The sequence below is a fragment of the Paracoccaceae bacterium Fryx2 genome, assembly GCA_032334235.1.
In the GTDB taxonomy this organism is placed as follows: Bacteria; Pseudomonadota; Alphaproteobacteria; order Rhodobacterales; family Rhodobacteraceae; genus JAVSGI01.
In genome coordinates, this window is the sequence record JAVSGI010000003.1 from 876,297 (window position 1) to 895,483 (window position 19,187).

Genomic DNA, 19,187 nt, shown 5'->3' on the forward strand with positions numbered 1-19,187 from the left:
CTCAGCGCTCCTTCAGTTTGACGGAGGCGTTGTAGACGTTCATCACCGCCGAAATCGACAGGCTCAGCGCCAGGTAGATCAGCATCATCAGCAGCACCGCCTCAAGCTCGCGCCCGGTCTGGTTCAGGGTGATGCCGCCCAGCGTGCCGCGCAGGTCAAGGTAGCCCACGGCGATGGCCAGCGACGAGTTCTTGGTGAGGTTCAGGTATTGCGAGATCAGCGGCGGGATGATCACCCGCAAGGCTTGCGGCAGGATCACCAGGTTCATCGTGCGCCCCGGCCGCAGCCCCAGCGCATAGGCAGCCTCGGATTGCCCGTGCGAGATGGCAAGAATGCCCGCCCGCACGATCTCGGCAATGAAGGCCCCGGTGTACAGCGACAGTGCCAGCCACAGCGCCATGAACGAGTTGGGCACATTGGTGCCGCCAACGAAGTTGAAGCCGCGCAGTTCGGGGTATCCGAAGTGGAACCCCAGCGCCACCAGCATCAGGATCACCGGCACCACCAGGATCAGCACCGATTTCCACCAGGTCACCGGACGGTCGCCGGTTGCTTCCTGCACCGCCGTGGCACGGCGCAGCAGGGCGCGGCGGGCCATCAGGCTGACGACCACAGTGGCGACAAGCGCCAGAAGATCGACGCTGATCTTGAAGATGACGATGTCGATATTGCCCAGGCTGCGCGAAAACAGCGGGTCCGGCACTGCGGTGTAGCGGTTGGTGATGGCGACAGTGTCGAAGAACTGCATCGACATGGCCGCCACACCATCGGCATCGGGCCGGTAGGCATTGGGGGCGGGCATACTTTCGGTGAAAACCGCGTAGATCAGCAGGATCCACAAGAGCAGCGGCACGTTGCGGAAAATCTCGACATAGACCGTCATCAACCGCCCGACGAGCCAGTTCTTCGACAGGCGCAGCACGCCGACGATCACCCCGATCACCGTCGCCGCAATGCAGCCCAGGGCCGCCACCAGCAACGTGTTCAAGAGGCCGATCAGCATCGCCCGGGCGTGGGTGCTGTCATTGGTGTATTCGACCAGCCGCATGCTGATGTCATACCCGGCGCGCTGACCGAGGAAGCCGAAGTTGAAATCCTTGCCCAGGGCTTCAAGATTGCGGATCGTGTTGTCCACCAGCCAGGCCGCGCCGGCCATCACCAGCAGAAAGACCACGACCTGAATTGTCAGCGACCGATACCGGGTATCGTATATCAGCATGCTCAGCCGAAAGTCGGCTTTCGGCACGTCGGGGACGTTGACCATCGGTTTCCCCTGTGTAGGCCCGCGTGTCCGGCTTTGGCCGGCGATATGGCGTCGTTGCGCCCGTCGCGATCCTGGATGTCTTGTTGTAGCTCGGAAAAGCGGAGGGGCGCGCCGGTGTGGCGCGCCCCAGTCAGTTCAGATCAACGGAAGGGCGGCGAATACTGCAGCCCGCCCTGGGTCCATTGTGCGTTCAGACCGCGGGCCAGACCGATCGGAGTGGCCTCGCCAATGGTCGCGGCAAAGATCTCGCCGTAGTTGCCACCGGCGGCGATGGCGCGCTTCGCCCATTCCGCATCAAGGCCCAGCATGGCGCCCAGATCGCCTTCGGCGCCCAGCAGGCGCTTGACTTCCGGGTTGCTGGTGGTGGACGCGAGATCGGCGATGTTGGCCGAGGTCACGCCGTATTCCTCGGCGGCGACCAGCGCGTTGAACGTCCACATCACGATGTCGCCCCACTGGTTGTCACCATGGCGCACCGACGGCCCCAGAGGCTCTTTCGAGATGATCTCGGGCAGGATGATGTGGTTTTCCGGGTCCGCGAAGGCGGCACGGGTGGCGGCAAGGCCGGACGCGTCGGTGGTGTAGGCGTCGCAGGCGCCGGCCAGATACTGCTGTTCGCCTTCCGCGTTGGTCTCGATCGCGATGGGCGTGTAGGTCATGTTGTTGGCCTTGAAGTAGTCGGCCAGGTTCAGCTCGGTCGTGGTGCCGGTCTGGATGCAGATGGTGGCGCCTTCAAGCTCTTTCGCCGAGGAAACGCCCAGATCCTTGCGGACCATGAAACCCTGACCGTCGTAGTAGTTGACGCCCACGAAATCCATCTTGAGGTCGGTATCGCGCGAGAAGGTCCAGGTGGTGTTGCGCACCAGGAAATCGACCTCGCCCGAGGCCAGCGCGGTGAAGCGGGTCTGGCTGGTGGTCGGCACATACTTGACCTTGGACGCATCGCCAAGAACGGCGGCCGCCACGGCCTTGCACATCGCCACATCGAAGCCCGACCAGTTGCCGCTGGCATCAGGGGCAGCGAAACCGACCAGGCCGGTGTTCACGCCGCAGATCAGTTCTCCGCGCGCCTTCACATCGTCCAGCGTACCGGCAGCCGCCATGCCTGCCGCGAGGCCGGTCACGGTCAGCGCGCCAAGGATTACGGATTTTTTCATGCGTACCTCTTCCTGTGTTCCCACCCGTTTACAGGCGGTTTTCTGGTGCCCCGTCAACAGGACAAGGGCGACAACTGACGGAGGTTGCCCTCTCAGTATCAGCCAGTTTCGGCCGAAGCGCTTTGAAAGGTCAAGCGAAAGGACGCAGGAGCGGAAATTTGTCGCAAATGCTTGGGTTTAGCCCATGTGCCGCGCAACAGGGCACTGAAGTGCCACAAGTTTCGGCAGGATTGTCATCCACACAATCCGTAGAATCGGCCCGCATGCAGCAGGCCGGCATGGCGGAACGCCTCGGATTCGCCTGCCTCGTCGTCATGTCCCCACAGCTCGGCCTGCCAGGTTTCATCGACGCGCGAGATGTCCCAGACCTCGGCGGCACTCGCCCGGCGCTCGGTCACCGCCAGCGCCAGCACCAGCGATCCGGTGATCGCCACCAGGTCGTGCAGCGCGGCCAGCTGGAACGGCGAGCAGGCGTGAACCCGCGCCGTCAGGCGGGCTATCGCCTCGGGCGGCTGGGCGACATGCACGACGCCCGCCGTCACCACCAGCCGCGCCCCGAGCGTGGTTTCGGCCCAGTCCAGCAGCGGATCCCAGGCCGCCGCCTGCCGCGCCACCAGCCCGGCAGGCGACACCGCCCGGTAGCAAAGCAGGTCGGACGCGCCATAGGCGGCCAGCAGCCCCGCCACTTCGTCGAATTGCGGGGCAACCTTGTCGAGCGCGGAATTGGCCGACCGGGTGCAGGGCATGGTTTCAGGCTTCACCACGCCCTGCTGCGCCTGCCATTCGTCGGCAATCGCCTGCGCCATCGCCTGCGTCGGCACGATCAGCGGCGTCCTGTTCGGCGTTTTCACCGGGCGCTGGTCAAGGCGCACGGCAAAGCCGCCCTCGACCGGGTCGGCCACAGCCTCGGACCAGAAGCGCTTTGCCACCCAGCCTGTCATGGCTGCGGCCCGAACGGGTCGGCGGGCACATCGTTCTCGTGCCAGTCGAAGGTCTTCCAGGTGCGCGCCATATGTTCGGGCAAGGGCGCGGTAAAGGTGACCAGCGCCTTGGTGATGGGATGCTCGATGGTCAGGCTGCGGGCGTGCAGATGCAGCTTGCGGCTGAGCTCGCCGCCCAGCCCCGCCCCCCAGCCGTCACCGAGGTTTTCCTGACCCGAGCCGCCATACTTGCCGTCGCCCAGGATCGGATGCCCGTGTTCCGAGATATGCGCCCGCAACTGGTGCGTCCGCCCGGTGATCGGCGACATGGCCAGCCACGACAGCCGCGTGCCCAGCGAGGACAGCACGGCATAGTCGGTGTGCGCCCGCTTGGCGTCCGGGTAGTCGGCCATCTTGGCGGGGTGGATGCACAGCATCTTTTCGCCCTCGCCGCCGCGCCCGTGGCCGGGGGCCTTCATCAGGCCGTACTTGATCGAGCCCATCCGGGGATGCGGCACGCCCGCCACCACCGCCCAATAGATCTTGCGGGTGTTGCGGTGCCGGAACGACTCGGACAGGGCGCGGGCCACACGATCGGTCCGGGCGAGGATCAGCACGCCAGACGTGTCCTTGTCGAGCCGGTGCACCAGCTTCGGGCGTTCCTTGAAGCCGAACTTCAGCACCTCGGTCAGCCCATCGACATGCCGGTCACCCTGCCCCGAGCCACCCTGGCTCGGCAACCCCGGCGGCTTGTTCAGCACGATCAGGTGTTCGTCGCGAAACAGCACCGCATCCTGGATCATCCGTTCGTCAGCAGCACTGACCCGCCCGGCCATCGGGCGCGAGGGCGCCTCGGTGTCGGGCAGCGGCGGCACGCGGATTTCCATCCCCGGTGCAACGCGGTCCGACGCCTTGGCGCGGGCGCCGTCCACACGCACCTGCCCGGTGCGGCAGAGCTTTTCCACCGCCCCCTGCGTCAGCTGCGGAAAGCGCCGCTTGAACCAGCGGTCCAGCCGCTGTTCGCCGTCATCCGCCGAAACGGTCATCAGTTTCACCGCACTCATGCGAATATCCCCCGCGTCGTCAGAACCCCGGCCACAATGGCCGCCAGCGACAGCACCACAGACCCCACGACATACCCCGCCGCCAGCCCCGGCTGGCCGCGTTCCCACAGCGTCAGCGCATCGAGCGAAAACGCCGAGAACGTGGTGAAGCCGCCAAGAATGCCGGTGATCAGGAACGGGGCGAAGCGCATCCCGCCCTTGTGCGCCAGCGCCACGACCAGCACCCCCATCAGGAACGAGCCCGCCACGTTGACCAGCACCGTCGCCAGCGGAAAGCCCGGCCCGAAAGACCGCATCACCGCGACATTGGCCAGATAGCGCAGCGAGGCGCCGATGGCACCGCCAAGCGCAACATGGGTAAGGGTCCAGATCATCGCGCCTTGTGTGCCCGGCGGGGCGTTTTGTCAACCTTTGCAGGGATCACGATTCTTCTACGAAGAATCCGGCCGGCTCAGCCGCCCTGTCGTTTGGCGCGCAGCCTGGCGAAAAACTCGATGCGCTTTTTCAGCTCGCGCTCGAAGCCGCGTTCCTGCGGGGCGTACCAGACCGGGCGCTTCATGGTTTCGGGGAAATAGTCCTGCCCGGAGAAACCGTCCTCGGCGTCATGGTCGTAGGCATAGCCCGCGCCATAGCCGATGTCCTTCATCAGCCGGGTGGGGGCGTTGAGGATGTGCTTGGGCGGCGGTTCCGACCCGGTGGCCTTCGCCGCCGCGCGTGCCGCCTTGTAGGCGGTATAGACCGCGTTCGATTTGGGGGCGAGGGCGAGGTAGACCACCGCCTGCGCCAGTGCCAGCTCCCCCTCGGGGCTGCCCAGACGCTCATAGGTCTGCCATGCCTGCAGGCACACTTCCTGCGCCTGGGGGTCGGCCAGCCCGATATCCTCGACCGCCATGCGGGTGATGCGGCGGGCAAGGAAGCGCGGGTCTTCGCCGCCCTCCAGCATCCGGGCAAACCAGTAGAGCGCCGCGTCGGGGTCGGACCCGCGCACCGACTTGTGCAGGGCCGAGATCAGGTTGTAGTGCTCCTCGCCCGACTTGTCGTATTTCGCGGCCCGCCGCATCAGCCGGGTCGCAAGCTGGTCGCGGTCCAGCGGCTTGTCGGTCTTCCAGGCCATGATCTGCTCGATCAGGTTCAGGGCCGCGCGCCCGTCGCCATCGGCCATTTCCAGCAGCGCCTCGCGCGCCGGGCCGGTCAGCGGCAAGGCGCGGCCGAGATCCTGCTCGGCCCGCTGCGCCAGAAGTTCAAGGTCGGTCAGCGTCAGCCGTTCCAGCACGATCACCTGCGACCGGCTGAGCAGCGCCGCGTTCAGTTCGAACGACGGGTTTTCGGTGGTCGCCCCGACCAGCAGGATCGTGCCATCCTCCATGTAGGGCAGAAAACCGTCCTGCTGCGCCTTGTTGAAGCGGTGGATCTCGTCGACGAACAGGAGGGTGCCCTGCCCGTTGCTGCGCCGGATCTTCGCCGCCTCGAACACCTTGCGCAGGTCGGGCACGCCGGTGAAAATGGCCGAGATCTGCACGAAGGCCAGGTCGGTTTCGGCGGCCAGCAGGCGCGCGATGGTGGTCTTGCCCACCCCCGGCGGCCCCCAGAGGATCAGCGACGACAGGCTGCGCGCCATCAGCATCGCGCCCAGCGGCCCTTCGGCCGACAGCACCTTCCCCTGCCCGATCACCTCGGCCAGCGTGCGCGGCCGCAGCCGGTCGGCCAAGGGGCGCGGCACGTCGGGCTCGGGGCGGTGCGGGGTGTCGAACAGGTCGGTCATCGGGGCAGACTACGCCTGTGCCCTGCCGGGGGAAAGGTGGCGCGCGGGCTTTCATCTTTGTGCAAATATCCCCGCCGAAGGCTCTGGCGGAAAGGCCTGGAGCCTCCGGCGGGGATATTTGAAAACAGAAGAAAGCGAACGGGTCAGAAGCGGAAGCGCAGGCGCAGCCGGGCGCCGCTGCGCAGCACGTCGATCGTCCAGCCGCGCTGGCGCGAGGCGGCGGCGGCGGCCACATTGGCGGTGGTGGCCACCGGCGCGCCATCCAGGGCGAGCAGGATGTCGCCGGGCAAAAGGCCGGTGCGGGCGGCCATCTCGGCGACGGCGGTGACCACGACGCCTTCGGCCGTCATCGGCAGGTTCAGCTCGGCCGCGACGGCGGGGTTGATGCGGGCGACCGACAGGCCACGCAGCACGACATCGCCAGTAATGGTCAGCGCGTCGCGCGCGGGGATTTCGGGCGCGGAGATCAGGGCGACCTCGGCGGTCGCGTCGCGGATGCCGCGCCGGTAGGTCAGCTGCGCGGTCTTGCCGACCCCGATGGTTGACATGCGGAACAGCATTTCCTGCGGCGTGTCGGTGCGGCCCTGATCGAGCGACAGCACCACGTCACCGGGTTGCAGCCCGGCCTTGCGGAACGGGCTTTCCGGATGCAGTTCGGTCAGCACCACGCCTTCGGGGCGATCAAGCCCCATTGCCTCGGCCAGAGCCGCATCGACCGGCTGGCCGGAGGCTCCGGCCCAGGGGCGCTGGAAGCGGGTCTGGCCGACTGCCGCCTGTTCCAGGAAGGTCCGCACCAGATTGGCGGGAATGGCGAAGCCGATGCCGAGCGAGCCGCCGGATTTGGAAAGGATGGCGGTGTTGATCCCCACCAGCCGCCCCGCCACATCGACCAGTGCGCCGCCTGAATTGCCGGGGTTGATGGCGGCGTCGGTCTGGATGAAGTAGCCGCGCCCGCCGCCGATCGGCAGGGCCGAGCGCGCCAGGCCCGACACGATGCCCGACGACACCGTCTGCCCGATGCCGAACGGGTTGCCGATCGCCAGCACCAGCTCGCCCACTTCGAGCCCGTCGCTGTCGCGCAGCGCCAGGGCGGGCAGGCCGGCGGCGCCGTCGAGTTGCAGCACCGCGAGGTCGCTTTCCTCGTCGGCCAGCAGCACCTGTGCGGTGAATTCGCGGCGGTCGTTCAGCACCACACGGATATCGGTCGCCTCGCCCACCACATGGTAGTTCGACACCACGACGCCATCGGCCGACACGATCACGCCCGACCCCAGCGAGTTCTGGACGCGGGGGGTGGTCTGGCCGAAGTCGCCAAAGAACTGGTCGAAGAACGGGTCGGCGGCAAACCGGCTGCGGCGTTCCTGCACCACCCGGCTGGCATAGATGTTCACCACCGCCGGGGCGGCGGCCCGCACCACCGGCGCGAAGCCGAATGCGATTTCGGCCTGCGATCCGGGCACGCGCGCTTCGGCGCGAACCGCCCCGGCCAGAGGTTGCGCCAGACAGAGGGCGGCAAGGAACAGGGTCGCGATGGCGCGGGTCATCACCGTTTTCCATGGCTGGATCCGCCCCCGATATGCCGTATCGGGGGCGGGACTGCAACCGGTAGCCTAGTGCAGCTTGCCGACCAGGTTGATCGAGACGCACTGGTTGTCGATGCCGTCGAAGTCCATCACGCGGCCTGCCGCCTCGACCTCCAGACCGCAGCGCGGGGCCCAGCGCGGCCAGTTGGCCGGAATGAGCCCGAGCACCTTGGACGCGCCCAGTTCGCGGGCCGACTTGGTCATTTCGGTGATCAGATGGGCGTGCACGCGGCGGCGGATGTTCATCGGCGTGGTGTGCGACACGAACACCCGGCTCGATTCCCATATGTTCTGGTCGACAGGTGCATCAAGATACAGCAGGTCGGACGGAATGGTGTCGAGCAGGCCGCGCTGCGCGTCACGGATCATGTAGGAATAGATGCCGCAGCGCGCGGTGGTCGGCGTCAGGCGGATGCCCGCAAGAATCTCGCCGAACTGGTGCACCGCGATCCAGCGGCTGGCGGGGGTGTCGTACTGGTCGTATTCCATGCCCAGGGCTTCCGGCAGATCCCATTGGTTCTGGATGATGAACGATTGTTTGCGCGCCCGGAACAGGTTCGCAAGCAGTTCGCCGTGGTTGTGCATGTTCGCAAAGGAAAGGGTCGTGGTCTGCATGTTCGTAGTCTCCGCTTGGTTGGTAAACCCCAAGCCCGGGCTACGGAGGAGACAGGACTACATCAGCCGGTAATCCTTGGCGCGCTGGATCGCCTCGGCGGTTGTCCTTGCCAGCAGCCTTTGCCGCGCCGAGTTCAGGCGCGCTTTCAGCGCGCTTTCGGAAATGCCTAACTTGGCAGCGGCGGCCGCATGACGGTCTCCTGCCGCGATCAGCCGCAGGGCTTCAATCTGCGCGTCGGTCAGACTTTCCGGCGGCTCGGTTATGTCGTGCAACCGGGTGACGATTCCTTCGATCTTCTTCAGCTCCTGGTCGCTGAATTCGCGGTCCGAGCGCGCCGTTCCAGATATGGTGCGCGACGATACCGGGCCGCAGGCAACGGCAACGCCATAGACAAGACCATAGCTTGCAGCCTGCTTCAGGATCCCGAACGTGTCGGGAAAGGCGATTTCGCTCCAGCGGGTGACGCCGACCGTCGAAAAGCCCCAGGCGATCAAAGGGTCGCGCATGGCATAACCCTGTTCGGTATAATGATCCGTCCAGTCCTGTATATAGGTCTGGAACGTCATCAAGGGAGAGGTGAAGCGAATATGCAGACCAAGAAAATATCCCGCCGGTGCCAGCAGGGACAACTGATGCAGTTCCAGATCGATGCCGTACTTAATAGACATGTCTTTTTCGACAGGCTCCTGATTCTCCGTCAACCTTAAATTGCATGTTACCGACAAGCTATAGCTGAGTGGTAAACGCGGGATCTCAAATGGAATCAAGGCGGTGCCGGGCAAACCGGCAGGAGGGCACCTATCCGGGCCGCATTGCAGGCTTTCTTGCCGGGCCGCCCGATTTGGCGGCCAAAAAGGCCAAGCGAAAGACCGCCGACTTGACGCTAGGTCATGCGCGTCGCGCCGGTGGAGGGCATCAACGCGACCGATCGGCGGCAAAGCGCCGCCACCCGGAAAAATATCAGGGCCGACGGCAAACCGTCGGCCCTGAATTTGCAGCGCCCCCCCGCATGTCGCGGCAGGAAAGACGGGCCAATGCCCGGCAGGATTATGCCTCGATCATGTCCTCGGCCATGGTGCGGGCCTTGTCGGCGGCGCCCTTGGCTTTCGGATCGCGGTCGACAAACTCGATGATCGCCATCGGTGCCATGTCGCCATAGCGGAAACCGGCCTTCAGAACCCGGACGTAGCCGCCCTGGCGGGTCTGGTAGCGCGGGCCGAGAATGGCGAACAGCCGTTCGACATACTGATCCTGCTTGAGCTGCGCCGCTGCCTGGCGGCGGGCGTGCAGATCGCCGCGCTTGGCCAGCGTGATCAGCTTTTCGATGATCGGACGCAGTTCCTTGGCTTTCGGCAGGGTGGTCTTGATCTGCTCGTGTTCGATGAGCGAGCCTGCCATGTTGGCGAACATCGCCTTGCGGTGTTCGTGGGTGCGGTTCAGACGGCGATAGCCGCGAGCGTGACGCATGATGGTCTCCTGACGTCTTGTTTTGCTTTGTCCGGCACGCCCTCGAATGGGCGGCTCACCTTGGGGCGTTGTGCCCGTGTTTTCCCCGGCCTTCCGGGCATTTCGGACAAGGTGCGCGGGTCACGCGCACCCTGCAGGATCAGAACTGGTCTTCGAAGCGCTTGGCCAGATCTTCGATGTTTTCCGGCGGCCAGTCTTCCACGTCCATCCCGAGGTGCAGGCCCATGCCCGACAGCACTTCCTTGATCTCGTTCAGGGACTTGCGGCCGAAGTTCGGGGTGCGCAGCATCTCGGCTTCGGTTTTCTGGATCAGGTCGCCGATGTAGACGATATTGTCGTTCTTCAGGCAGTTGGCCGAGCGGACCGAAAGTTCCAGTTCGTCGACCTTCTTGAGCAGCAGCGGGTTGAACTCCAGCCCGTCTTCCACATCCGACCGCAGCGCCGATTCCGGCTCGTCGAAGTTCACGAAGACCGAAAGCTGGTCCTGCAGGATGCGCGCGGCATAGGCCACCGCGTCATCCGGCGTCAGGCTGCCGTCGGTTTCGATCTTCATCGTCAGCTTGTCGTAGTCGAGCACCTGGCCTTCGCGGGTCGGCTGCACTTCGTAGCTGACCTTCTTCACCGGCGAATAGATCGCGTCGATCGGAATCAGGCCGATCGGCGCATCCTCGGGGCGGTTCTTGTCGGCGGCGACGTAGCCCTTGCCCTGGCTCACGGTCAGTTCCATGAACACGTCGGCCCCGTCGTCAAGGTGGCAGATGACATGATCGCGGTTCAGAACCTCGATCCCGTTCGATTCGGAAATGTCGCCGGCCGTCACGACGCCCGGACCCTTGGCAGAAATCGTCAGGCGCTTCGGCCCTTCGACTTCCATCTTCAGCGAGACGCCCTTGAGGTTCAGCACGATGTCGGTGACATCCTCGCGCACCCCGGCGACCGACGAGAATTCATGCAGCACGTTGTCGATCTGCACCGACGTGATGGCGGCGCCCTGCAGCGAAGACATCAGCACCCGGCGCAGGGCGTTGCCCAGCGTCAGGCCGAAGCCCCGCTCCAGCGGTTCGGCGATCACGGTTGCCACGCGCGCGGCATCGGCACCCGGCTTGACCACCAGTTGCGTCGGCTTGATCAGTTCTTGCCAGTTCTTGTGGATCATGCGTGTAACCTCCATACCTGTCTCCTGCCCATGTCCTAAAGCAGCAGACGCCCGAGGATCAGAAATACCGAAAACCGGGCCGCGCTTGTGGCGCGGCCCGGCACTATGTGCTGTTCGTCAGACGCGGCGGCGCTTCGGCGGACGGCAGCCGTTGTGCGCGATCGGGGTCACATCACGGATCGAGGTGATGTTGAAGCCCACCGCAGCCAGCGCGCGCAGCGCCGATTCCCGGCCCGAACCGGGGCCCTGCACTTCGACTTCCAGCGTTTTCACGCCGTGTTCCTGTGCCTTGCGGCCGGCGTCTTCGGCGGCCATCTGCGCGGCATAGGGGGTCGACTTGCGCGAGCCCTTGAAGCCCATGGTGCCCGAGGACGACCACGAAATGGCATTGCCCTGCACGTCGGAAATCAGGATCTTGGTGTTGTTGAACGACGAGTTCACATGAGCAACGCCAGCGGCGATGTTCTTGCGTTCCTTGCGCTTCATACGGGTCTTGTCACGTGCCATATTTCAGCGCCCCTTATTTCTTCTTGCCGGCGATAGCCTTCGCCGGGCCTTTGCGCGTGCGCGCGTTGGTATGGGTGCGCTGGCCACGGACCGGCAAACCACGGCGATGACGCAGGCCGCGGTAGCAGCCAAGGTCCATCAGGCGCTTGATGTTCATCGAGACTTCACGGCGCAGGTCGCCCTCGACGGTGAAGTTCGCGTCGATGAACTCGCGGATCGCCAGAACTTCGGCATCCGAAAGCTGATTGACGCGGCGCGACCGGTCGATGCCGATGGATTCGCAGATCTGTTCTGCAAACATCGGTCCGATGCCGTGGATATAGGTGAGCGCGATCGGAACCCGTTTCGCGGTAGGGATGTTGACGCCAGCAATACGTGCCAAACGTGTCTTCCTTCATGTTGCGGTTCCGTAGTTCCGGAACCTTTTTTCACAACAGCGGTCCAGGCAAGGGCCGGGACCGCCTCGATTTGTCTGTTTGGCGGGGAAATCCGCTGTCAAGACGATTCCCGTGCGGGACACCGCGACTTATGGGGTTTTCCCGCCCCCGTCAAGGGCGGCAACGCTTCAGGCGCGGCTGTCAAGCACTTTGGCGATGGCGGCGGAAACCGCATCCATCTCGGCCAGACCGTCGACCGAAACCAGCTGCCCCTTGGCATAGTAATAGCCGATCAGCGGCGAGGTCTTCTTGTAGTATTCCATCAGCCGCAACTGCAGCGCCACTTCCGTGTCGTCGGCGCGGCGCCGCAGGTCGGTCGAGCCGCAGGCGTCGCAGACGCGGGCGACTTTCGGCGGCCTGGTCTGGTCGTGGTAGACGGCACCGCAGCCGCCGCAGGTGCTGCGCCCGGTGATGCGCGCCACCAGCGCCGCATCATCGACCTGCATTTCGATCACCGCATCCAGCCCCTGCCCCAGCGACGCCAGCAGCGCCCCCAGCGCGTCGGCCTGAGGAAGGGTGCGCGGGAAACCGTCGAAGATGAACCCGGACCCCGAGGTGCCCTGCAGCCTTTCCCCGATCAGGCCGATCACGATGTCGTCGGTCACCAACTCGCCGCGATCCATGACCTCTGCGACCCGACGCCCCATCGCGGTGCCGCTGCTGCGCGCCTCGCGCAGCATGTCGCCGGTGGAAAGCTGGACCATGCCGCGCTCGTCGACCAGACGCTTGGCCTGCGTGCCCTTGCCAGCTCCCGGCGGCCCAAGAAGAATGATGTTGACCATGATCCCTCCGTCAGCGCCGGGTCGGGGCTTTGGCCCCCCCCGGACGTTTCTTGCCGCGCAACTGCGACTTCTCGATCAGGCCCTCGTACTGGTGCGCCAGCAGATGCGACTGCACCTGGCTGATCGTGTCCATCGTCACCGACACCACGATCAGCACCGAGGTGCCGCCGAAGTAGAACGGGATCGCGAACTGGTTGCGCAGGATCTCGGGCAGCAGGCAGACCGCCACCAGATAGGCCGAGCCGAGCACCAGGATGCGGTTGACCACATACTCCAGATATTCCTCGGTCTTCTTGCCGGGCCGGATGCCGGGAATGAACCCGTTCTGGTTCTTGAGGTTCTCGGCAACGTCTTCCGTCTTGAAGGCGACGTTCGCGGTGTAGAAATACGCGAAGAACACGATCATCGCGCTGAAGAACAGCAGATAAAGCGGCTGCCCAGGGCCGAAATAGGCCAGAATGGTCGACATCACCGGCCCGGTCTGCGCCCCCGAAAAGGTCGAGACCGTGATCGGAAGCAGCAGCAGGCTCGACGCGAAGATCGCCGGAATCACGCCCGCCGGGTTGACCTTGATCGGCAGATGGCTCGACCCGCCGTCATAGACCTTCATCCCGACCTGACGCCGCGGATACTGGATATGGATCTTGCGCAGGGCGCGTTCCATGAAGACCACGAAGGCGATCACCGCAACCACCATCACCATCACGCCGATGATCACCGGGGTCGAGATCGCCCCCGACCGGCCCTGGCTGAAGAACTGCGCCAGCGCCGCCGGAATTTCCGCCACGATGCCGACGAAGATGATCAACGAAATGCCGTTGCCGATGCCGCGTGCGGTGATCTGCTCGCCCAGCCACATCAGGAACATGGTGCCGCCGACCAGCGTGATCACCACGGCGGCGCGGAAGAACATGCCCGGCTCATGCGCCAGATCGCCCGCCTCCAGGCTCAGCGCGATGCCCCAGGCCTGGAAAGTCGCCAGAAAGACCGTGCCGTAGCGGGTCCACTGGTTCATCTTCTTGCGGCCCTGCTCGCCCTCTTTCTTCATCTGCTCCAGCGCGGGCACCATCGAGGCCAGCAGCTGCACGATGATCGAGGCCGAGATGTAGGGCATGATTCCCAGCGCGAACACGCCCATCCGGCTGATCGCGCCGCCGGTGAACATGTTCAGGATGCCGCCGATCCCGCCGGTGACTTCCGCCATGAACGACCGCAGCGCGGCGCCGTCGATGCCCGGCACCGGAATGTAGGTGCCCAGTCGATAGACGATCAGCAGACCGATGGTGAAGAAAATCCGTTGGCGAAGGTCAGTGGCCTTGCCCAGGGCGCCCCAGCTGAGGTTCGCCGCCATTTGCTCTGCAGCAGATGCCATGTTCATTTCTTTCATGACAGCGCCGCCTGACCGTTTTTCCGGTCGGCGGCGCGGGAAAACTTCAGGTGATGTAAGCCGTCCGGGGGCGGCTCACAACCATTAAACCGCTTTGCGCTGCGACTTGCCGTGCGGCGCCAGCGCCGGGGCCACGGTCAGAGTGCCACCGGCCGCTGCCACCGCTTCCACCGCCGCGGCCGAGGCCCCGGTGACGTTCAGCGTGACGGCAGACGTGATCTCGCCCTTGGCAAGCACGCGGACGCCATCCAGCGCGCGCCGCACCAGACCCGAGGCCAGCAGCACCTCTTCGGTGATCGGCTGGGCGGCGTCGAGCTTGCCCTCGCCGATGAATTTCTGGATCAGCCCGAGGTTGATCACCGCATAGTGCTTGAGGTTCGGCTTGTTGAAGCCGCGCTTCGGCAGGCGGCGATACAGCGGCATCTGACCGCCTTCGTAGCCGCCGATGGCGACGCCCGAACGCGATTTCTGCCCCTTGATGCCGCGCCCTGCGGTCTTGCCCGAGCCCGAACCCGGGCCGCGTGCCACGCGCTTGCGCTTCTTGGTGGCGCCGGCGTTGTCGGAAAGTTCATTCAGTTTCATGTCGCTTCTCCTCTGACCGGAATTGCCCCGGAAAGCGACTTCCGGGGCAAACGCGGTGTGTGTGACGGGCGAACCGGGGTGCGCCCAGCGGCGTCAGCCGCGCTCTTCGATGATCTGCACCAGGTGCGCGATCTTGTTCACCATGCCGCGCACGGAAGGCGTGTCTTCCAGTTCGCGGGTCCGGTTCATCTTGTTCAGGCCAAGACCCTTGAGGGTCGCGGTCTGCACGGCCGGGCGGCGGGCGGCCGAGGCCACCTGCTTGACGACGATGGTCTTCTTGACGGACTCGGTCATGATCAGGCCTCCACCACTTCAGCTTCGGGCTTGCGCAGGATCTCGGCCACCTTCTTGCCACGACGCTGCGCGACCTGACGGGGGCTGGTTTCCTGCTTCAGACCGTCGATGGTCGCGCGGATCATGTTGTAGGGGTTGGACGAGCCGAGCGATTTCGCCACGACATCCTGCAGCCCCAGCATTTCGAAGACGGCCCGCATCGGACCGCCCGCGATGATCCCGGTCCCGGCGACGGCAGTCCGCATCACGACCTTGCCGGCGCCATGACGGCCCTCCATGTCGTGGTGCAGCGTCCGGCCGTCGCGCAGGGCGACGCGGATCATCTGCCGCTTGGCCTGTTCGGTGGCCTTGCGGATCGCCTCGGGCACTTCCTTGGCCTTGCCCTTGCCGTAACCGACACGGCCGCGCTGATCGCCGACAACCACGAGGGCCGCAAAGCCGAAGCGCTTGCCGCCTTTCACGGTTTTCGACACGCGGTTGATCGCCACAAGACGATCGGCGAATTCCGGGTTCTCGTCACGGCTGCCACGGTCGTCGCGGCGGCCTTCCCGGCGGGGTTCACGTTCTGCCATTTTTTGACTCCTCAGAACTTCAGGCCACCTTCACGGGCAGCATCGGCCAAAGCCTTGATCTTCCCGTGAAAGAGGAAACCACCACGATCGAAGTAACATTCCTCGACCCCGGCCTTCTTCGCCCGCTCGGCAATCGTGGCACCCACTTTCGTCGCCGCCTCGATGTTGTTCTTGCCGACAAAGCCCAGATCCTTTTCGAGGGTCGAGGCAGCGGCAAGCGTCACGCCGTTCACGTCGTCGATCAGCTGGACGCTGATGTTCTTGCTGGACCGATGCACGGAAAGGCGCGCACGCCCGTTCGACATCGCCTTGATCTTGTTCCGCACGCGCAGACGGCGCTTGAGGAACAGCTCTCTCTTGTTGTTCGCCATTTCTCTTGCCCCTTACTTCTTCTTGCCTTCCTTGCGGAAGACGAATTCGCCCTTGTAGCGGATGCCCTTGCCCTTGTAGGGCTCCGGCCGCTTCCAGTCGCGAATGTTCGCTGCAACCTGGCCAACAAGCTGCTGGTCGGTGCCTTCCACAACGATTTCAGTCTGTTTCGGGGCGGTCACGGTGACGCCGGCCGGAACTTCGAAGTTCACTTCGTGGCTGTAGCCCAGCGACAGTTTCAAGACGTTCCCGGCCATCGCGGCGCGGTAACCCACGCCCTGGATTTCCAGTTCCTTCTTGAAGCCGCCGGTGACGCCCTGCACGAGGTTCGCCACCATGGAGCGCACCATGCCCCACTGTTGCCGGGCACGCTTGGAGGTGCCGCGCGGCGTGACCGTGACGACGCCGTCGTCGATGGTCAGCGTCACGTCGTCGGAGGCCGCGAAGCTGCGGGTGCCTTTCGGCCCCGTCACTTCGATGGTCTGACCGGACAGCGATGCCGAAACGCCCTTGGGCAGATCGACCGGTTTCTTGCCAATACGAGACATCTTGCCCTCCTCAGAACACGGTGCAGAGCACTTCGCCGCCAACATTGGCGGACCGTGCTGCTGCATCGGACATGACGCCTTTCGGCGTGGAGACGATCGAGACGCCCAGGCCGTTGCGCACGGTCGGGATGTCCTTGACGCTCATGTACACGCGACGGCCCGGCTTGGACACGCGCTTCAATTCGCGGATCACTGGGGTGCCTTCGTAGTAGTTGAGGCTGATGGTGATTTCGCCCTGACCGTTCTCGGTCTCGGACTTCTCATAGCCGCGGATGTAGCCTTCGTCGGCCAGAACATCCAGAACCCAGGCGCGCAGCTTCGAGGCCGGCGTCTTGACAGTGCCCTTGCCACGCATCTGCGCGTTGCGGATCCGGGTGAGCATGTCGCCGAGAGGATCGTTCATCATCATGGTTGAACCTCCTTACCAGCTCGACTTGACCATGCCGGGGATCTGGCCGAACGAGGCCAGTTCCCGCAGCATGATGCGCGAGAGTTTGAGCTTGCGATAATACGCATGCGGACGGCCCGTCAGCTGGCACCGGTTGTGCAGCCGCGTGGCGGACGAGTTGCGGGGCAGTTCCGCCAGCTTGAGCCGCGCCTTGAAGCGTTGCTCGATCGGCAGTTCAAGATTTTTCGCGATGTCCTTCAGCGCGGCACGCTTGGAGGCATAGACCTTCACAAGGTGGGCACGCTTCACTTCGCGTTCGATCATGGATTTCTTCGCCATATCTTCTTTCCTCCCGCGATCAGCTGGTGAAGGGCATGTTGAAATGCTTCAACAGCGCCTTCGCTTCCGCGTCAGTCTTCGCGGTGGTGCAGATGATGATGTCCATGCCGAGCACGTCATCGACCTTGTCGAACTCGATCTCGGGGAACACGATCTGTTCCTTGAGGCCCATCGCGTAGTTGCCGCGACCATCGAACGAACTGCCCTTGACGCCGCGGAAGTCGCGGACGCGCGGCAGAGCGATGGTGATCAGGCGGTCGAGGAATTCGTACATCCGGTCACCGCGCAAGGTCACCTTGCAGCCCAGCGGCATCTCTTCCCGCACCCGGAAACCCGCGATGGATTTCTTGGCATGGGTGATGACGGCCTTCTGCCCGGCGATCAGGGTCAGCTGTTCGGCCGCCGCTTTCACCTTCTTGGTGTCCTTGACGGCTTCGCCGACGCCCATGTTGATCACGATCTTGTCGAGCCGACCGATCTGCATGTCGTTCTTGTAGCCGAATTCTTCCTTCATGGCCGGGCGAATCCGGTCCCTGTAGTCAGCCTTCAGACGCGGGGTATAGGTTTGAGCGTCAAGCATCAGATCGTCTCCCCGGTGGTCTTGGCGAAACGCACCTTCTTGTCGCCATCCATACGGAAGCCGACGCGGGTGGGTTTGCCATTGGCATCGATGATCGCCAGGTTCGACAGGTCAATCGGCATGGCCTTCGCCACGCGGCCGCCCTGTGCGGTCTGGGACTGCTTGGTGTGACGGATCGCCATGTTGACGCCATCGACCACGGCCTTGCCGTCCTTGGGCGCGACAGAGGTGATTTCCCCCTGCTTGCCCTTGTCCTTGCCGGCCAGCACGATGACCTTGTCGCCCTTTTTAAGCTTCGCAGCCATCAGAGCACCTCCGGCGCAAGCGAGATGATTTTCATGAAGTTCTTGGCGCGAAGTTCGCGCACCACCGGCCCGAAGATGCGCGTGCCGACCGGTTCACCCTGGTTGTTCAGGATGACGGCGGCATTGCGGTCAAAACGGATGGAGGTGCCGTCTTCACGGCGGACTTCCTTGGCGGTGCGCACGACGACGGCCTTGCGGACATCACCCTTCTTCACGCGACCGCGCGGAATGGCTTCCTTGACCGACACCACGATGATGTCGCCGACGCTTGCATAGCGGCGGTGGGAACCACCCAGAACCTTGATGCACTGAACCCGGCGAGCGCCCGAGTTGTCAGCTACATCCAGATTGGTCTGCATCTGGATCATTTGGTTTCTCCCGACCTTTGGGGTCTGTCCTGTTTCGCAGGGGCCCCAGGGTTTCGTTCAAACCGGAAGATGGGTCAAGCCGAGGCTTCGATGACCACCGTCCAGCGTTTCGTTTTAGAGATCGGGGCGCATTCTTCAATGCGGACCTGATCGCCGGTCTTGAACTTGTTCTCTGCGTCGTGGGCCCGGTACTTCTTGGACTTGCGGACGGTCTTTTGCAGCAGCGGGTGCTTGAAGCGGCGCTCGACCAGAACCGTGATGGTCTGTTCGTTCTTGTCCGAGGTCACGACACCTTGCAGGATACGTTTGGGCATCTGTGTCTCCTCAGTTCGCCGCCGCTTCGGCGGCTTTCTGGTTCAGGACCGTCTTCAAGCGCGCCACGTCACGACGGACGGCACGCATGCGGGCGGTGTTTTCAAGCTGGCCGGTGGCTTGCTGGAAGCGGAGGTTGAACGCCTCCTTCTTCAGCGCAACCAGGCTTTCGCGCAGCTGTTCAGGCGTCTTGGCCTTGAGTTCCGTGGCGTTCATGCGCCTTGTCCCTTTTCAATCACCGACGTGCCCCTGCCAAGCCTGCAGGGTTACACTGAACCCGGTGGATCAATGATGAACCACGATTCCGAGTCGCCCCGGAACCGTGGATGGCGTCGTGTAGCGGAAGGGGGGCGGCGGGGCAAGGGAAAGATTCCCGGCGTTGGCGGATCATGCGGGGCAAGGACCACCTCTGCCGATCGTGCAACCGC

General features: G+C 64.3%; 27 protein-coding genes. All 27 read right to left on the bottom strand.

Annotated features, from left to right (window positions below; all coding sequences use genetic code 11):
* Position 1: 1 nt before the first annotated feature.
* The gene (locus RNZ50_05210) at positions 2-1,264 is read right to left on the bottom strand and encodes an ABC transporter permease subunit (GenBank protein ID MDT8854437.1); all 1,263 of its coding nucleotides are present in this window, start codon (positions 1,262-1,264) and stop codon (positions 2-4) included.
* 140 nt (positions 1,265-1,404) lie between these two features.
* A complete protein-coding gene (locus tag RNZ50_05215; GenBank protein MDT8854438.1) occupies positions 1,405-2,421 on the bottom strand; it encodes an amino acid ABC transporter substrate-binding protein in 1,017 nt (338 codons plus the stop codon).
* A gap of 233 nt (positions 2,422-2,654) precedes the next feature.
* A complete protein-coding gene (locus RNZ50_05220; protein ID MDT8854439.1) occupies positions 2,655-3,362 on the bottom strand; it encodes an ATP12 family protein in 708 nt (235 codons plus the stop codon).
* Entirely contained in the window at positions 3,359-4,405 is a 1,047-nt protein-coding gene (locus RNZ50_05225) for an RluA family pseudouridine synthase (GenBank protein ID MDT8854440.1), read from the bottom strand. The genes RNZ50_05220 and RNZ50_05225 overlap by 4 nt, the downstream gene beginning before the upstream one ends.
* A complete protein-coding gene (gene crcB, locus RNZ50_05230; GenBank protein MDT8854441.1) occupies positions 4,402-4,779 on the bottom strand; it encodes a fluoride efflux transporter CrcB in 378 nt (125 codons plus the stop codon). Before crcB ends, RNZ50_05225 begins: the two co-directional genes overlap by 4 nt.
* 77 nt (positions 4,780-4,856) lie before the next feature.
* The gene (locus RNZ50_05235; GenBank protein MDT8854442.1) at positions 4,857-6,167 is read right to left on the bottom strand and encodes a replication-associated recombination protein A; all 1,311 of its coding nucleotides are present in this window, start codon (positions 6,165-6,167) and stop codon (positions 4,857-4,859) included.
* Positions 6,168-6,310: 143 nt separating this feature from the next.
* Positions 6,311-7,711 carry a trypsin-like peptidase domain-containing protein gene (locus RNZ50_05240; protein MDT8854443.1) on the bottom strand — a complete coding sequence of 467 codons (1,401 nt, stop codon included), beginning with the start codon at positions 7,709-7,711 and terminating at the stop codon, positions 6,311-6,313.
* A gap of 66 nt (positions 7,712-7,777) precedes the next feature.
* Entirely contained in the window at positions 7,778-8,365 is a 588-nt protein-coding gene (locus RNZ50_05245) for an acyl-homoserine-lactone synthase (GenBank protein ID MDT8854444.1), read from the bottom strand.
* 57 nt (positions 8,366-8,422) lie between these two features.
* Entirely contained in the window at positions 8,423-9,034 is a 612-nt protein-coding gene (locus RNZ50_05250; GenBank protein MDT8854445.1) for an autoinducer binding domain-containing protein, read from the bottom strand.
* A 379-nt stretch (positions 9,035-9,413) separates the two neighbouring features.
* Positions 9,414-9,833, bottom strand: a complete 420-nt coding sequence (gene rplQ, locus RNZ50_05255) for a 50S ribosomal protein L17 (GenBank protein ID MDT8854446.1) — start codon at positions 9,831-9,833, stop codon at positions 9,414-9,416.
* Between the two features lie 139 nt (positions 9,834-9,972).
* Positions 9,973-10,989, bottom strand: coding sequence for a DNA-directed RNA polymerase subunit alpha (locus RNZ50_05260; protein ID MDT8854447.1), 1,017 nt, complete (start codon positions 10,987-10,989; stop codon positions 9,973-9,975).
* A 117-nt stretch (positions 10,990-11,106) separates the two neighbouring features.
* Positions 11,107-11,496 carry a 30S ribosomal protein S11 gene (gene rpsK, locus RNZ50_05265; GenBank protein ID MDT8854448.1) on the bottom strand — a complete coding sequence of 130 codons (390 nt, stop codon included), beginning with the start codon at positions 11,494-11,496 and terminating at the stop codon, positions 11,107-11,109.
* 13 nt (positions 11,497-11,509) lie between these two features.
* Complete coding sequence (rpsM, locus tag RNZ50_05270) at positions 11,510-11,878, bottom strand: 30S ribosomal protein S13 (protein ID MDT8854449.1); 369 nt, start codon at positions 11,876-11,878, stop codon at positions 11,510-11,512.
* Positions 11,879-12,061: 183 nt separating this feature from the next.
* Positions 12,062-12,715, bottom strand: a complete 654-nt coding sequence (locus tag RNZ50_05275; GenBank protein MDT8854450.1) for an adenylate kinase — start codon at positions 12,713-12,715, stop codon at positions 12,062-12,064.
* 10 nt (positions 12,716-12,725) lie between these two features.
* Complete coding sequence (gene secY, locus RNZ50_05280; protein MDT8854451.1) at positions 12,726-14,087, bottom strand: preprotein translocase subunit SecY; 1,362 nt, start codon at positions 14,085-14,087, stop codon at positions 12,726-12,728.
* 99 nt (positions 14,088-14,186) lie between these two features.
* Entirely contained in the window at positions 14,187-14,684 is a 498-nt protein-coding gene (gene rplO, locus RNZ50_05285; protein MDT8854452.1) for a 50S ribosomal protein L15, read from the bottom strand.
* Positions 14,685-14,777: 93 nt separating this feature from the next.
* Positions 14,778-14,978, bottom strand: a complete 201-nt coding sequence (gene rpmD, locus RNZ50_05290) for a 50S ribosomal protein L30 (protein MDT8854453.1) — start codon at positions 14,976-14,978, stop codon at positions 14,778-14,780.
* A gap of 2 nt (positions 14,979-14,980) precedes the next feature.
* Positions 14,981-15,550, bottom strand: a complete 570-nt coding sequence (rpsE, locus tag RNZ50_05295) for a 30S ribosomal protein S5 (protein MDT8854454.1) — start codon at positions 15,548-15,550, stop codon at positions 14,981-14,983.
* A gap of 11 nt (positions 15,551-15,561) precedes the next feature.
* The gene (gene rplR, locus RNZ50_05300) at positions 15,562-15,921 is read right to left on the bottom strand and encodes a 50S ribosomal protein L18 (GenBank protein ID MDT8854455.1); all 360 of its coding nucleotides are present in this window, start codon (positions 15,919-15,921) and stop codon (positions 15,562-15,564) included.
* Positions 15,922-15,933: 12 nt separating this feature from the next.
* On the bottom strand, positions 15,934-16,467 hold the full coding sequence (gene rplF / locus RNZ50_05305; GenBank protein MDT8854456.1) for a 50S ribosomal protein L6: 534 nt from the start codon (positions 16,465-16,467) through the stop codon (positions 15,934-15,936).
* Positions 16,468-16,477: 10 nt separating this feature from the next.
* A complete protein-coding gene (gene rpsH / locus RNZ50_05310; protein MDT8854457.1) occupies positions 16,478-16,876 on the bottom strand; it encodes a 30S ribosomal protein S8 in 399 nt (132 codons plus the stop codon).
* 12 nt (positions 16,877-16,888) lie between these two features.
* Positions 16,889-17,194, bottom strand: a complete 306-nt coding sequence (gene rpsN, locus RNZ50_05315) for a 30S ribosomal protein S14 (protein ID MDT8854458.1) — start codon at positions 17,192-17,194, stop codon at positions 16,889-16,891.
* 19 nt (positions 17,195-17,213) lie between these two features.
* Positions 17,214-17,774 carry a 50S ribosomal protein L5 gene (gene rplE / locus RNZ50_05320; GenBank protein ID MDT8854459.1) on the bottom strand — a complete coding sequence of 187 codons (561 nt, stop codon included), beginning with the start codon at positions 17,772-17,774 and terminating at the stop codon, positions 17,214-17,216.
* Complete coding sequence (rplX, locus tag RNZ50_05325; protein MDT8854460.1) at positions 17,774-18,079, bottom strand: 50S ribosomal protein L24; 306 nt, start codon at positions 18,077-18,079, stop codon at positions 17,774-17,776. Before rplX ends, rplE begins: the two co-directional genes overlap by 1 nt.
* Positions 18,079-18,447 carry a 50S ribosomal protein L14 gene (rplN, locus tag RNZ50_05330; GenBank protein ID MDT8854461.1) on the bottom strand — a complete coding sequence of 123 codons (369 nt, stop codon included), beginning with the start codon at positions 18,445-18,447 and terminating at the stop codon, positions 18,079-18,081. Before rplN ends, rplX begins: the two co-directional genes overlap by 1 nt.
* Positions 18,448-18,521: 74 nt before the next feature.
* A complete protein-coding gene (gene rpsQ, locus RNZ50_05335) occupies positions 18,522-18,761 on the bottom strand; it encodes a 30S ribosomal protein S17 (protein MDT8854462.1) in 240 nt (79 codons plus the stop codon).
* 10 nt (positions 18,762-18,771) lie between these two features.
* Complete coding sequence (gene rpmC / locus RNZ50_05340; GenBank protein ID MDT8854463.1) at positions 18,772-18,975, bottom strand: 50S ribosomal protein L29; 204 nt, start codon at positions 18,973-18,975, stop codon at positions 18,772-18,774.
* Positions 18,976-19,187: the final 212 nt, after the last annotated feature.

What these genes read in the sequence shown, in the direction of transcription:
- RNZ50_05210 (MDT8854437.1), bottom strand. Translation starts at nt 1,264, where the DNA reads ATGGTCAACGTCCCCGACGTGCCGAAAGCCGACTTTCGGCTGAGCATG.
- RNZ50_05215 (MDT8854438.1), bottom strand. Translation starts at nt 2,421, where the DNA reads ATGAAAAAATCCGTAATCCTTGGCGCGCTGACCGTGACCGGCCTCGCG.
- RNZ50_05220 (MDT8854439.1), bottom strand. Translation starts at nt 3,362, where the DNA reads ATGACAGGCTGGGTGGCAAAGCGCTTCTGGTCCGAGGCTGTGGCCGAC.
- RNZ50_05225 (MDT8854440.1), bottom strand. Translation starts at nt 4,405, where the DNA reads ATGAGTGCGGTGAAACTGATGACCGTTTCGGCGGATGACGGCGAACAG.
- crcB (MDT8854441.1), bottom strand. Translation starts at nt 4,779, where the DNA reads ATGATCTGGACCCTTACCCATGTTGCGCTTGGCGGTGCCATCGGCGCC.
- RNZ50_05235 (MDT8854442.1), bottom strand. Translation starts at nt 6,167, where the DNA reads ATGACCGACCTGTTCGACACCCCGCACCGCCCCGAGCCCGACGTGCCG.
- RNZ50_05240 (MDT8854443.1), bottom strand. Translation starts at nt 7,711, where the DNA reads ATGACCCGCGCCATCGCGACCCTGTTCCTTGCCGCCCTCTGTCTGGCG.
- RNZ50_05245 (MDT8854444.1), bottom strand. Translation starts at nt 8,365, where the DNA reads ATGCAGACCACGACCCTTTCCTTTGCGAACATGCACAACCACGGCGAA.
- RNZ50_05250 (MDT8854445.1), bottom strand. Translation starts at nt 9,034, where the DNA reads ATGTCTATTAAGTACGGCATCGATCTGGAACTGCATCAGTTGTCCCTG.
- rplQ (MDT8854446.1), bottom strand. Translation starts at nt 9,833, where the DNA reads ATGCGTCACGCTCGCGGCTATCGCCGTCTGAACCGCACCCACGAACAC.
- RNZ50_05260 (MDT8854447.1), bottom strand. Translation starts at nt 10,989, where the DNA reads ATGATCCACAAGAACTGGCAAGAACTGATCAAGCCGACGCAACTGGTG.
- rpsK (MDT8854448.1), bottom strand. Translation starts at nt 11,496, where the DNA reads ATGGCACGTGACAAGACCCGTATGAAGCGCAAGGAACGCAAGAACATC.
- RNZ50_05275 (MDT8854450.1), bottom strand. Translation starts at nt 12,715, where the DNA reads ATGGTCAACATCATTCTTCTTGGGCCGCCGGGAGCTGGCAAGGGCACG.
- secY (MDT8854451.1), bottom strand. Translation starts at nt 14,087, where the DNA reads ATGGCATCTGCTGCAGAGCAAATGGCGGCGAACCTCAGCTGGGGCGCC.
- rplO (MDT8854452.1), bottom strand. Translation starts at nt 14,684, where the DNA reads ATGAAACTGAATGAACTTTCCGACAACGCCGGCGCCACCAAGAAGCGC.
- rpmD (MDT8854453.1), bottom strand. Translation starts at nt 14,978, where the DNA reads ATGACCGAGTCCGTCAAGAAGACCATCGTCGTCAAGCAGGTGGCCTCG.
- rpsE (MDT8854454.1), bottom strand. Translation starts at nt 15,550, where the DNA reads ATGGCAGAACGTGAACCCCGCCGGGAAGGCCGCCGCGACGACCGTGGC.
- rplR (MDT8854455.1), bottom strand. Translation starts at nt 15,921, where the DNA reads ATGGCGAACAACAAGAGAGAGCTGTTCCTCAAGCGCCGTCTGCGCGTG.
- rplF (MDT8854456.1), bottom strand. Translation starts at nt 16,467, where the DNA reads ATGTCTCGTATTGGCAAGAAACCGGTCGATCTGCCCAAGGGCGTTTCG.
- rpsH (MDT8854457.1), bottom strand. Translation starts at nt 16,876, where the DNA reads ATGATGATGAACGATCCTCTCGGCGACATGCTCACCCGGATCCGCAAC.
- rpsN (MDT8854458.1), bottom strand. Translation starts at nt 17,194, where the DNA reads ATGGCGAAGAAATCCATGATCGAACGCGAAGTGAAGCGTGCCCACCTT.
- rplE (MDT8854459.1), bottom strand. Translation starts at nt 17,774, where the DNA reads ATGCTTGACGCTCAAACCTATACCCCGCGTCTGAAGGCTGACTACAGG.
- rplX (MDT8854460.1), bottom strand. Translation starts at nt 18,079, where the DNA reads ATGGCTGCGAAGCTTAAAAAGGGCGACAAGGTCATCGTGCTGGCCGGC.
- rplN (MDT8854461.1), bottom strand. Translation starts at nt 18,447, where the DNA reads ATGATCCAGATGCAGACCAATCTGGATGTAGCTGACAACTCGGGCGCT.
- rpsQ (MDT8854462.1), bottom strand. Translation starts at nt 18,761, where the DNA reads ATGCCCAAACGTATCCTGCAAGGTGTCGTGACCTCGGACAAGAACGAA.
- rpmC (MDT8854463.1), bottom strand. Translation starts at nt 18,975, where the DNA reads ATGAACGCCACGGAACTCAAGGCCAAGACGCCTGAACAGCTGCGCGAA.